9 protein-coding genes are annotated in these 11,862 nt (G+C 70.8%); 5 read left to right on the plus strand and 4 right to left on the minus strand.

The features are described from left to right. Both ACFXGN_RS32470 and ACFXGN_RS32475 read left to right on the plus strand, forming a co-directional pair. A partial coding sequence (locus ACFXGN_RS32470; protein ID WP_384865980.1) for a thioester reductase domain-containing protein occupies positions 1-4,107 on the plus strand: 4,107 nt, incomplete at its 5' end. 166 nt (positions 4,108-4,273) lie between these two features. Continuing rightward, positions 4,274-5,047 carry an SDR family NAD(P)-dependent oxidoreductase gene (locus ACFXGN_RS32475; protein WP_384865982.1) on the plus strand — a complete coding sequence of 258 codons (774 nt, stop codon included), beginning with the start codon at positions 4,274-4,276 and terminating at the stop codon, positions 5,045-5,047. Between the two features lie 72 nt (positions 5,048-5,119). On the opposite strand, the gene ACFXGN_RS32480 is transcribed toward ACFXGN_RS32475, so the two are convergent. Further along, positions 5,120-5,938: a ScbA/BarX family gamma-butyrolactone biosynthesis protein gene (locus tag ACFXGN_RS32480; protein WP_384865984.1), complete on the minus strand. Its 819-nt coding sequence runs from the start codon at positions 5,936-5,938 to the stop codon at positions 5,120-5,122. A gap of 200 nt (positions 5,939-6,138) precedes the next feature. On the opposite strand from ACFXGN_RS32480, the gene ACFXGN_RS32485 reads away from it, so the two are divergent. Further along, positions 6,139-6,816 carry a ScbR family autoregulator-binding transcription factor gene (locus ACFXGN_RS32485; RefSeq protein ID WP_384865986.1) on the plus strand — a complete coding sequence of 226 codons (678 nt, stop codon included), beginning with the start codon at positions 6,139-6,141 and terminating at the stop codon, positions 6,814-6,816. A 14-nt stretch (positions 6,817-6,830) separates the two neighbouring features. Here ACFXGN_RS32485 and ACFXGN_RS32490 read toward each other — a convergent pair whose 3' ends face one another. The 3 genes from ACFXGN_RS32490 to ACFXGN_RS32500 form a co-directional block, all read right to left on the minus strand. Further along, positions 6,831-7,679 (minus strand): BTAD domain-containing putative transcriptional regulator, encoded by an 849-nt coding sequence (locus tag ACFXGN_RS32490; RefSeq protein ID WP_384865988.1) that lies wholly within the window; start codon positions 7,677-7,679, stop codon positions 6,831-6,833. 30 nt (positions 7,680-7,709) lie between these two features. Continuing rightward, on the minus strand, positions 7,710-8,867 hold the full coding sequence (locus ACFXGN_RS32495; protein ID WP_384865989.1) for an IS701 family transposase: 1,158 nt from the start codon (positions 8,865-8,867) through the stop codon (positions 7,710-7,712). A gap of 553 nt (positions 8,868-9,420) precedes the next feature. Next, positions 9,421-10,020 (minus strand): hypothetical protein, encoded by a 600-nt coding sequence (locus ACFXGN_RS32500; RefSeq protein ID WP_384865991.1) that lies wholly within the window; start codon positions 10,018-10,020, stop codon positions 9,421-9,423. A 178-nt stretch (positions 10,021-10,198) separates the two neighbouring features. Here ACFXGN_RS32500 and ACFXGN_RS32505 point away from each other — a divergent pair, with 178 nt between their 5' ends. Further along, positions 10,199-10,639: a hypothetical protein gene (locus ACFXGN_RS32505; RefSeq protein WP_384865993.1), complete on the plus strand. Its 441-nt coding sequence runs from the start codon at positions 10,199-10,201 to the stop codon at positions 10,637-10,639. 445 nt (positions 10,640-11,084) lie between these two features. Then, positions 11,085-11,660, plus strand: a complete 576-nt coding sequence (locus ACFXGN_RS32510) for a transcriptional regulator (protein WP_384865995.1) — start codon at positions 11,085-11,087, stop codon at positions 11,658-11,660. Positions 11,661-11,862: the final 202 nt, after the last annotated feature.

Below are 11,862 nucleotides of genomic sequence, written 5' to 3' on the forward strand. Positions count from 1 at the left end.
TCGACGGTCACGGGCAAGGTCGCCACCGGCACCGATCTGCGGACGGCCGACTACTGGGCCGGTCAGGTCCGTGGCACCGTCCGCTTCGCCGACGCGGTGGAGTCGATGGTGGCCCAGGGCGTCACCGCCACCCTGGAACTCGGCCCCGACGCGACCCTCTCCGCCCTCGCGGCCGAGCTGGTCCCCACCACCGCAGCCCTCGCCCGCCGCGACCGCCCCGAGGTCCGCACGGCCGTCACCGCGCTCGGCCGTCTCCACCAGCACGGCGTCCCCGTCGACTGGAACGGCTTCTTCTCCGGCACCGGCGCCCGCCAGGTCCCGCTGCCCACCTACGCCTTCCAGCACCAGCGCTACTGGGTCGAGTCGGCGGCCACCGCCCCCGACGCCGCCGGGCTCGGTATGCGGGCGACCGGCCACCCCCTGCTCGGCGCCGCCGTCGCCCTCGCGGGCGCCGACCGGACCGTGTTCACCAGCACCTTCTCCCCCCGCACCCAGCCGTGGCTCGCGGACCACACCGTCGCCGGCACCGTGGTGCTGCCGCCCGCCGCACTCGTGGAACTCGTCGTCAGAGCCGGGGACGAGTCGGGGACGACCACCCTCGACGAACTCGTCCTGGACGCCCCCTTCGTCCTCACCGAGGGCGGCGGCCACCAGCTCCAGGTCGCCGTGGGCGCCGCCGACACCACCGGCCGCCGCCCGGTCACCGTGCACGGCCGCCCCGACGACCCCGACGCACCATGGACCGCGCACGCCCACGGCACACTGAGCACCACCGCCGAGGGCCCCGCGTCCACCCCGGCCGAGTGGCCGCCCGCCGACGCCGAGGAGATCGCCCTCGAAGAGCTGTACGCAGCCCTCGCCGCCGAGGGCCTCGTCTACGGGCCCGCCTACCAGGTCCTCACCGCCGCCTGGCGCCGAGGCGACGAACTCCTCGCCGAGGCCGCCCTGCCCGACCCGGCGACCGCCACCGAAGGCTTCACCCTCCACCCCACCCTCCTCGACGCGGCGCTACGGCCCCTCCTGCCCGCCGTACGGGACGGGGCGCCGCTCGCCGGACACTGGCGCGGCGTACGGCTCCACGCGACCGGCGCCACCTCGCTCCGGGTGCGCATCACCCCCCGGGGTGACGGCTCCGCGCGCGTCGAGCTCGCCGACCCGGCGGGGCGGCCCGTCGCCCTCGTCACCGAGGCGGCGGTCCGTGCCGTCGACGACGGCACGTTCGCGACGGCCGCCGCCCGGTACGACGACGCGCTGTTCCACCTGGGCTGGACACCGCTGAGCGTGGCGGCGGCGGGGGAGACCCGCCCGGCCACGCTCGGCGACGGCGGCGACTTCACGAGCCCCGCCGAGGCCGCCGAGGCCGTCGCCGCGGGCCGGACGGTTCCCCTGGTCGTCCTGCGCACCCGGCCGGAACCGGCGGGCTCGCTGCCCGGCTCGGTCCACGCCACCACGGAGAAGACCCTCACCCTGGTGGGGGAGTGGCTGGCCGACGAGCGCCTCGAAGGGACCCGGCTCGCCGTGGTCACCTCGGGCGCGGTCGCCACCCGGCAGGACGAGGACGTCACCGACCTGGCGGGCGCCGCCGTCTGGGGCCTGCTCCGCTCGGCCCAGTCCGAGCACGCCGGCCGGATCGTCCTCGTCGACACCGACCCCGGCGCACCCTCCGGTGACGGTGACGGGCCCGTCGTGGCCCTCGCCGTCTCCGGCGAACCCCAGGCCGCCGTCCGCGCCGGACAGGCGTACGTCCCCCGGCTCGCCCACGCCACCGCCCCCACCCACGCCACCGCCCCCGCCTGGAACCCCGACGGCACCGTCCTGATCACCGGCGGCACCGGCAGCCTCGGCGCCCTCTTCGCCCGCCACCTGGTGACCGAGCACGGGGTGCGCCACCTCCTGCTCACCAGCCGCAGCGGCCCCGCCGCCGCCGGAGCCGAGGAGCTGACGGCCGAACTGACCGCCCTGGGCGCCCGGGTCACGCTCGCCGCCTGCGACACGGCCGACCACACCGCCCTCGCCCGGCTCCTCGCCACGGTCCCCGCCGACCTGCCGCTGACCGGCGTCGTGCACGCGGCGGGCGTCCTGGACGACGGCCTGCTCACCACCCTCACCCCCGAGCGGCTCCACGCGGTGCTCCGGCCCAAGGTCGACGCCGCCTGGAACCTGCACCGCCTCACCCGGGACGCCCCGGTCACCGCCTTCGTCCTCTTCTCGTCCGTCGCGGCCGTCGTCGGCGGCCCCGGCCAGTCCAACTACGCCGCCGCCAACCAGTTCCTGGACGCCCTCGCCCAGCACCGCCGCGCCCACGGCCTGCCCGCCACCTCGGTCGCCTGGGGCCTGTGGGAGCAGTCCGGCGGCATGAGCGGCCACCTCGGCGAGACCGACCTCGGACGCATCGCCCGCAGCGGTTTCAGGCCCGTGCCCCAGCACCGGGGGCCCGCGCTGCTCGACCGGGCGATGGCCCTGGGGATCGCGGCCGTCGTCGCGACGCCCCTGGACATCGCCGTCCTGCGCGAACAGCCCGGCCGCATCCCGGCGGTCCTCACCGCTCTCGCACCGCTCCCCGCCCGCCCGCCCGCCGCCGGGGAGGGCACGGCCGCGACCGGCTCGCTGGCCGACCTGGTCGCCGGACTCGAAGGGCCCGCCCGCGAACAGGCCGTCCTGGACGCGGTGCTCGCCCTCACCGCGGCCGTCCTCGGCCACCCCGACACCTCCGCCGTCCAGGCCGGACAGCCGCTGACCAAACTGGGCTTCGACTCGCTGACCTCCGTCGAACTCCGCAACCGGCTCGGCGCCCTGGCCGGCTCCAAGCTGCCCGCGACGCTGGTCTTCGACCACCCCACCCCGGCCGCCCTCGCCGCCTTCGTCACCGGACACCTGGCGGGCGGCACCGGCACCGGCACCGCCGCCGCGCCGCCCGCCGTGGACTTCGCCGTGGAAGTGAGCCTCGCCGCCGACATCCGCCCGGCCGCCGAGGCCGTCAGCCCGGTACGGGACCCGGAGGCGGTCCTGCTGACCGGCGCCACCGGCTTCCTCGGCGCGTTCCTGCTGCGCGACCTGATGCGGACGACGAAGGCGACGATCCACTGCCTGGTCCGCGGCGCCGACCAGGAGGAGGCGAAGAAGCGGCTGCGGACCAACATGGAGTGGTACCGGCTGTGGGACGAGGTCGACGAGGACCGCCTCTCCCTCGTCCTGGGCGACCTGGCCGAGGAACGGCTCGGCCTGACCGAGGAACGCTTCGACGACCTGGCACGGACGGTGGACGCCGTCTACCACAACGGCGCCCGGGTCCACTGGCTGCACCCCTACACGGCACTGCGCGACGCCAACGTCCGCGGCACGGAGGAGGTGCTGCGCCTGGCGGCCCGGCACCGCACCGCCCCCGTCCACTACGTCTCCACCGTCGGCGTCTTCGACGGGGTGCGGGAGGAAGGCGTCCCGCTCCGGGTGACCGACCCGACCGGCCCCGCCGAGGCCCTGCCCAGCGGCTACCTCCAGAGCAAGTGGGTCGCCGAGCAGCTCATCGCCACCGCCCGCGACCGGGGCCTGCCCGTCTCGGTCTACCGGGTGGACGTGATCTCCGGCGACACCCGCAACGGCGCCTGCCAGACCCGTGACTTCGTCTGGCTCAGCCTCAAGGGCATCCTCCAGTCCGCGTCGGTTCCCGTCGGCACGGACGGCCGGTTCCATCTGCTGCCGGTCGACTACGTCAGCGCCGCCATCACCACCCTCGCCCGGCAGGGGGACACGGCGGGCCGGACGTTCCACCTGTTCAACCAGAGCTCCCTCAGCCTCACCGAGTGCGTGGAGCACCTGCGGGCGCACGGGTACGCGCTGGAGGAGCAGGACTGGCCGACCTGGAACGAGAAGGTCGGCGCGAGCAGCGACAACGCCCTGAGGCCACTGCTGCACGCCTTCGAGATGATGACCTCCGACACCGACGGCTTCTATCCGCCGATCGACACCTCCGAGACCCTCGCGTGCCTCGCGGGCACCGGAGTCGACTGCCCGCCCCTGACGGCCGAACTCTTCGCCCGGTACATCGAGTTCTTCGTCGAGGTCGGCCACTTCCCGCCCGCGCCGGGCCGCGTCACGGCGGGCGTCTGAGGGGAGGTCCGGTCCGGGGCCCGACGGCGCGCCCCGGACCGGACCTCGTCTTTCCGCCCGCCCGGACACCCTCCTTCCGTTTGACGGGTTCATGACCTGACATACCTTCCCTTGACCTGACAGGAAGCGGACCGGTCGCCGGGTGCCCGGTGGCAGCATCGGCGCCATGAGCGATACGAGTGGGTTACTGAAGGACAAGGTCATCCTTGTCACCGGGGCGAGCAGCGGAATCGGCGCGGCGGCGGCGTACCTCTTCGCCCGCGAAGGGGCGTCGGTGGTCCTCGCCGCGCGCCGGGGGGAGAGACTCACCGCCCTCGTGGCGGAACTGACCGGCAAGGGCTTCGAGGCGTCCGCGGTGGTGTGCGACGTGACGCGCGCCGAGGACGCGCGGCGCGCGGTCGCGCACGCGACGGAACGTCACGGCCGGCTCGACGGCGCCTTCAACAACGCGGGCGTCGGCGGGGACCGGTCCCCCCTCCACGAGATGGAGGACGGGGTGTACGACACCATCGTCGACACCAACGTACGGGGGCTGTGGAACTGTCTGCGCGCCGAGATCGGGGCGATGCTCGCGACCGGCGACGGCGGCGCCATCGTCAACAACAGCAGCGTGGGCGGCCTGGTGGCGATCCCCACCGCGGCCCCCTACGTGGCGTCCAAGCACGCGGTGGTGGGCTTCACCCGCGCCGCCGCCGACGAGTACGCCCGCCAGGGCGTCCGGGTGAACGCGCTCGCGCCCGGTTCGACGCGCAGCGAGATCACGGCGGACTGGTACGCGCGCAATCCCGGCCTTGAGGAGGCGGTGCATGCGGTCACCCCGCAGGGCCGGACCGCCGCGCCGCAGGAGGTGGCCGAGGCCGCGGCCTGGCTGCTCAGCGACCGGTCCTCGTACGTCACCGGCACCGTGATGCCGGTCGACGGAGGCTACGTCAACCGCTGAGGCGAGGGGAAGGACGAGGGGGCGGTGCCGGTGACGTACCGGCCGGCACCGCCCCCGCGTCATGGCCGGAGGTTATTTCGGGCAGTCCATGGTGACGGAGAAGGTCCGCTCGCCGTTCTGCGTGCCGGTGACCTCCAGACGGGCGGTGCCCTCCTCCTTCGGCGGCAGGACCACCGCCTCCATCAGGCAGGGCGCGTCGAACTCGACGTAGGAGTCGAAGGTGCTCATGACCCGGACGGGGCCGTGCCCGGGTCCGGTGACCGCGTGGGCGGCCTGGTAGGCCGCCTCGATCAGGACCAGGCCGGGGACGTGGTCGACCCGGTGGTCGTACAGCGCGGGGTTGGACACGTCCATGCGCAGTTCCCAGCGGCCGGGGGCCTGGGCGGGGGCGAGCAGGACCTCGTGGGCGTGGGAGCGGCCCACGGTGTGCGCGGGGACGGGGGAGGGCACGGGGGCCTCTCCCCACGGGACCTCGGCGTGCGTCCCGCGCAGTCTGCGGTAGGCGCCGGGGGCGATCCAGCTGAAGTCGAGGAGCGACTCCGCGACCAGCCGTCCCTCCGACAGGATCGACAGCTCGACCCGTAAGGACCTGGGGTTGTTCGGCCTGAACGTCAAGAGAACGAACAGGTTGTCCGGTTTATTTTTCGGATCGTAAAAATCGCTGGCCACACTGAAGTCCATCCACTCCATCAGGGTCTGGTGGGACAGCGGAACCGAGAGTTCGGCGTGCCCGATGAGCAGGCAGCTCTGCCGGATCGTCTGGGCGAGCAGCAACTGCACCGAGTCGCCGAAGAACCCGCCCCGGGGCCAGCGCGCGCTCACCGCGTAGCGCCCGGAGCCGAGGATGGACCAGTTCGTGAGGAGGACGGCTTCCGTCCTGTGCAGATGCACGAACTCCTTCGGAAGACACTGCACGGGCCCCGCGATGCGGCGGACGACGTGGCTGTGCCGCTGACGATCCGATAGCAAAGTTTTAGGCATGATCCCCCCCTGGGTCAGGCCGAGATGAGGTGCCGGGTTCCGGCGCGAGATAATATACCGCGCAAGCGGTCCTTTTTTCGATAGTAAGAACACAAGTACTAGGGGTGACTGTGGCGCAGCAGGAGCGAGCGATCCGAACCCGAAAGGCCATCCTCGAAGCCGCCGCCGAGATCTTCGACGAACACGGCTACGAGTCCACAACCATCGCCGAGGTCCTGGAACGGGCCGACGTCACCAAAGGAGCCCTCTACTTCCACTTCCGCTCCAAAGGAGACCTCGCACGCGGAGTCCTGGCCGCCGCCGTGACCACCGACGGCGTACGCCCCCAAACCCTCAAACTCCAAGAACTCATCGACATCGTCCTCCTGCTGGCCTACCGACTACCACGCGAACCCATGCTCAGCGCAGCCCTGCGCATGGCCATCGACCTCCAGTCCCGCCGCCAGTTCGGCACCCGCTGGCCCGACTGGACCGAACTCCTCACCGGATTCCTCAAAGAAGCCAAAGACCGCGGAGAGACCCGCCCGGACCTCGACGAACCACAGACCGCCCGGATGCTCGTCTCCTGCTGGACCGGCGTCCGAGTCGTCACCGAAGGCCTCCCCGGCGACTACGACCTCCCCAACGAGATCACCTCACTCTTCCAACTCATCCTGCCCGCCATCGCCCAGCCCGACGTCCTCCCCCGCCTCGAAATCTCAGCCGAACGCGCCGCCCTCCTCCACGACGACATGCCCGCCTGGCGCGCCGAGACAAGGGAAGCCGAGACCGTCGGCCTCGCCCCCTGACCCCACCCGGGTGCTCACCCCGACCCGACCGACTCCCACAACGGCACCACGACGCCACCGCCACGCGAGGCCACGGGCGCCACAGGCGCAACAGGAGCCACGGAGACCCGGACCGGGCTGAGCACCCGCTCATGCAACCACTGGATGTCCGGCGACGGCTCGAGCCCCAACTCCTCCCGCAGGATGCGCCGCACCTTCTGATAGGCATCCAACGCCTCCGCACGCCGCCCCGCCTGGTGCAACGCGGCGATGAGCTGGCCATGGAACCACTCATTGAGCGGATAATCATGAACCAGCGTCCGCAACTCGGGAACCAGCTCACGCAGCCGCCCCAACAACCGCATCGCCTCGATCCGCAGTTCCAGCGCCCTGATCCGTAACTCCTCCAGATGAACGATCCGCCCCGCCAGAACATCACCCGTCGGCACATTGGACAACGCGGGACCACGCCACAACTCCAGCGCCGCACCGAGAGCATCGGCCGCCGCCTCGTACCGGCCCGCCCGCAACTCCCCCTTGCCCCGGACCACCAGCCCCTCGAAGACCTTGATGTCGATCGCCGAATCATCGACGTGCATCGTGTACCCGCCGAACCGCGTGGTCAGCAACGAATGCTCGGTACCCGGACGAACATCATCCATGAGCAGCCTGCGCGCATGATGCACATACGTCTGCACCGTATTGAGCGCCGACCGCGGCGGACTGTGCTGCCACAACTCCTGGATGAAAGTGTCCGGCGTCACCAGATCATTGGAATGCGTGAGCAGCACCGCCAGGATCTGGGAGACCTTCGGAGTGCCCACCGGCAGCACCGCACCGTCGCACGCGACGATCTGGAACGGCCCGATGAGGTTGAATCGCATGACGCACTCTCCTACACGAGGGAAAACGGATCAGCCGGCCCCGAGCAGCAGCGGCGCCAGAACCGTCCGGCGCGCCCCCACCGTCCCGAGAGCCGCCCGTACATGGGCGAGATGAGCCACCGAGGCCAACGTGATGTGCCGGTGCCAACCCTGGAACGACCGCCCCGTGAAGTCCCGCAACCCCACCTGAGCGGCCACCACACGATCGTCGCGGTCCACGACCTCGACCAACCGGGCGAGCCCCAGCACATCGGCCGGACGCATCCGGACGTCCGCCAGCCACAACCGCGCCGCCGACAGATCCGACGCGGGCCACTGAGCCACCAAGAGCCGCCTCCCACCCGCCCCAACGGCACCCGGCAGCATGACCGGCACCGCCATCGACAGACTCCGGGCACCACAGGCGAGCGGAGCCCGAGGCCGCCACAACCACCGCAGCGCCCCCACGAGCCGCCCCGCCGTGAGCGGCAGCTCACCATGACCCGGCAACGCCAGCGGGTCCACCCGCAGCCGGAGACACCGCTCGACCCGCTGGACCAGCGGCACACCGGCCGACCCCAAACGCCGCCCCAGCGACAGCGGATCGAGCCCCGGCGCGTCGAGCACCACCGGAAGGACCCGGGTGAGCGCCCGCGCGGCCCGCAGAGCCACGTCACCGGCGTTCTCCTCCGGACTCAGCGCCCGGCTGCTCTCCGGGATGTGGGCCCGCTGCCGCCGGGAGAGGTCCTCGACCCAGTCGGCGGACAGGACGAGCTGCCAGTTGACCGGCACGGCCGCGGCGGGCGCGGCCAGCCAGGCACCGAAGGACTGCTGCCCGGTGACGGTCCGACCGAGCTGCGGCACGAAGTACTCCGCCACCCCGACCGAGTACCCGCCCGCCTTGGGCACCACGGTGGGACGCACCACCAGGGCCCGGGACCCCAGCAGCTCGTCCGCCCGCAGGGCGAGCGCACGCCGCACCGGCTCCCACTCCCACGAGGAATCACTGATGAAGTGATGGACGCTCTGCTTGCGCGCCCCCTGCCCGCCCAGCTGCTCGGCCACGTTGCGCAGCGTCTTGCGCCCCCGGGCCGCCAGCAGCCCGGCCACGTACTCCCCGGCCTTCGACCGCTGGTCGTTCCTCGGTAAGGAGTCGAACAGGCCGAGAGGTATCCCGGCGACCGTCCGCTGGAGCGAGGGCGAGTACATGTCCATAACTCCCTGCGAATCCCTGAAGTCCTGTGTCCGGCCATGGCACGCCGAAGAAGAGCCACACCGAGCGAAGTTCCGCGGGGCGAGCCACCCCTAAATGAAACCACACGGCCGGTTTGTTGTGTGAGCCCTACGGCACACTTCCCCTCACGCGATCTGAGAGAACGTCAAGAAGCCCCGACAGGAACGCCGATGACGCGAATGCCGACATGGATGCCGGCCGACCCGTGCACGACGAGGAGCCCCCGACCACGAACCACGACCTCCAGCAAACACACCACGGCATACGACGACACCGCCGACACCAAGATCCCGCCCGACCCGACCGGCACGGCGCGGGGCGACCACGCACACGAGAACGGGTCCAGACCCTCCCGCTCCCCGCCATGCACCCGTACGAGGCGTCCACCGGTCCCGGTCCCGGCCTCCGCGATCGAGCTGCGCCCCGCTTCCCGGGAACGGCTTCGTCCACCAGCCCCCGGACGCCACGCAAGGCGCCCGACCGCTCGCCCGAATCCAGACGCTTCCCCCGCGGGGCGGGTCTTCCGTTCTACTCCACCGGCTCGCGCCAGGCGGCGACGAGATCATGGAAACGCGAGAAACGGACGCCCGGAACAGTCTCGCCACTGACCGTCTCGCCGTTGAGCCAGCAGATGTCGAAGACGTCGGTCTCGGTATCGAGCAGGCAGCACACACCACCGGCGGTGGCGGTGAGATCGGTGAACACCTTCCTGACGCTCGCAGACTCCACGAACATCCGGCTCATGTCCGAGGTCGCCGCAGTGAACTGCAGCGACGCGAAGTTCGGGTGCCATACGGGCGAGAACCTGACAGTCAGGTAGATGTACCCGACCGGCACTCGTCCCCGCTCGTCGACCCTGTCGGGATCGCGGAGGAGGAACTCGCGCATCGCGTCGTCGACACCAATCGCGATCGAGGTGTCCAGTTCGAGCGAGCCGCCTGCCGAACAGTCGACCGGTTCGCTCTTGAAATTCGAGGTGAACGGCACGATCAACTGTTCTCCGCCCGGCAGGGTCACCGGAAGCGCCGGCCGGTCACAGTCTCGGGGGGCGATCTCGGCCAGCCGGGTCAGCGCCCTCACAACGTTCCGAGGGGGCATGAAGATCTCGTAGCTGTAGTCCAGCCCCATACCGCCCCACCACCCCTGTCCTGAGCTGGCATCCTTCCACGGTACGAACCGGCCGCCCACCTGATTTCGGACCCGGCAGCGGATGGAGACACCGACCGTGCTCGCCCCGGCCTCCCGGTGTCGAGACGTTCCGGGGCCCTGGTACGCGGGTGACGGCCAGGCAGGCTAGTTTGCCTGGATGAGCCTTCTCGATGATGTGGCAGAGCGCGACGGCTGGCGCTGCTGGGTATGTGACGAACCGGTCGACCCCGACGAGTCGGTGAACGACCCACGGGGCCCCAGCGTCGACAGCCGGACCGCCGACCGGAAGGCCAAGGTCGCCGAGCGGCTCGCGCACCGCGGGTGCAACACCCGCAAGGGCGCGGTCAAAGTGGTCATCGCCTGGCCGGAGAACCTGTACGTGGTCGAACCCGCGCCGCTGATCGCCGTTGCCGACAGACTGGAGCGCAAAGGAGGCCGCGAGATCGTGGGCCGCTGCCCGACCAGGAAGGACGCCCAAGAGGCGGCGGACTGGCTGATCGACCGATTCTCCCGACTGGTACCAGAGCTGCCGGTGACCACCGGCATCGAGGCAGGCGGCGGCCAGTTCCTCGTCATCCTGGCCACCGGCCGCCGCTGACCCGGACCACCCGCGCACCACCCGGCCTGGGCTCTGCCCCACAGGAGCTGAACCGCACGCTCCCCGCATCAAGATCACACACCGGGCCGCGCCCGGAAAACGAAGCCGTACGGCCTTGCCCACTACCACCAACCCACCGATGACGACCGCGCCTTGCCCGTCGACCTGCCCGCGCGGGTGCGGTTCTTCCGCCCCGGCATCGGGACCGAGTCGATGGGAGGGACGCGGTGACGGTGGCTGAGGTGACAGGGCAGCTAGGTGAATCCATCGGCCGGTGTGCAGCTCGCCCGGCGGCTGAACTCTGGCCGATTTTGCACATTCGTTCAGGGCACTCCAATTCACCTTGATGGAAGGTGAATTGGAGACCTACTCAGAGTTGTTTTCCCCTGGCTTCTGGTATTCTGGTTGTACTAGGCCGCACTGAATCTGTAGAGGGGGTACGGGAATGCCGGAGAGGAATTCTGATTTCGGTAAGTTCGGTGCCCGTGGAATCAAGGGGCATGAATTGGTTGCCCGTCAGCTCGATGAGCTGGCCGGGTTCGTGACCACTCCTGTGGAGCAGCGTCGCGGCCTCATGGCACGGCTGAACTACCTCACCCGCAGCACGCACGCCCGCCAGGCCGCGCGCGACGCCGGCCTGACCGTCACCGACCGGACCATCAAGGCGTGGAAGGACGGCAAGCGTACCCCCTCACGTCGCAATCTGGAGCGCGTAGAAGCCGCCTACAAGGCCGTACGTCGCCAGAACGTCGCCCGCTACCTCCTCGCCCGCCTCAACAGGTCCGGGCGCGGCACACGCGTCGAGTTCCACCCCCTCAGTCAGTCTCAGGTTCCCCGCCCACTCCAACGCGCCGTGGAATATCGGCACCTGAACGTCCGTAAGTGGGACCGGATTATCGGAGCCTGGGCTGCCGGTGACCACGAGGCCCTGGACGACGTATGGGTCGACGAAGTCGTCCAGGACCTAGGGTCCCAGTGGGGTCAATACGAGTATGTCTCAAACATCGGCTTTTCAGCCTGAACCAAAAACGACCCGCACCAGAATTCCAGGCCGCTCCCACCCCCTAGCCAGCCGCTTTTCCGGACATTCGCGGAGCGAATTCCGGAGGGTTTAATCGCGGAGCGATTAAACCCGGAATCGCGGAGCGATTCCCTAATTCCCGCGCGTAGCGTGGGAATTGACGCCGCGTAGCGGCGTCGCGTCGCGTCTGCGGAGCAGACCG

The sequence above is a fragment of the Streptomyces sp. NPDC059247 genome (assembly GCF_042754005.1).
Classification (GTDB): Bacteria; Actinomycetota; Actinomycetes; order Streptomycetales; family Streptomycetaceae; genus Streptomyces.

What these genes read in the sequence shown, in the direction of transcription:
- ACFXGN_RS32475 (WP_384865982.1), top strand. Translation starts at nt 4,274, where the DNA reads ATGAGCGATACGAGTGGGTTACTGAAGGACAAGGTCATCCTTGTCACC.
- ACFXGN_RS32490 (WP_384865988.1), bottom strand. Translation starts at nt 7,679, where the DNA reads ATGCGATTCAACCTCATCGGGCCGTTCCAGATCGTCGCGTGCGACGGT.
- ACFXGN_RS32495 (WP_384865989.1), bottom strand. Translation starts at nt 8,867, where the DNA reads ATGTACTCGCCCTCGCTCCAGCGGACGGTCGCCGGGATACCTCTCGGC.
- ACFXGN_RS32500 (WP_384865991.1), bottom strand. Translation starts at nt 10,020, where the DNA reads ATGGGGCTGGACTACAGCTACGAGATCTTCATGCCCCCTCGGAACGTT.
- ACFXGN_RS32505 (WP_384865993.1), top strand. Translation starts at nt 10,199, where the DNA reads ATGAGCCTTCTCGATGATGTGGCAGAGCGCGACGGCTGGCGCTGCTGG.
- ACFXGN_RS32510 (WP_384865995.1), top strand. Translation starts at nt 11,085, where the DNA reads ATGCCGGAGAGGAATTCTGATTTCGGTAAGTTCGGTGCCCGTGGAATC.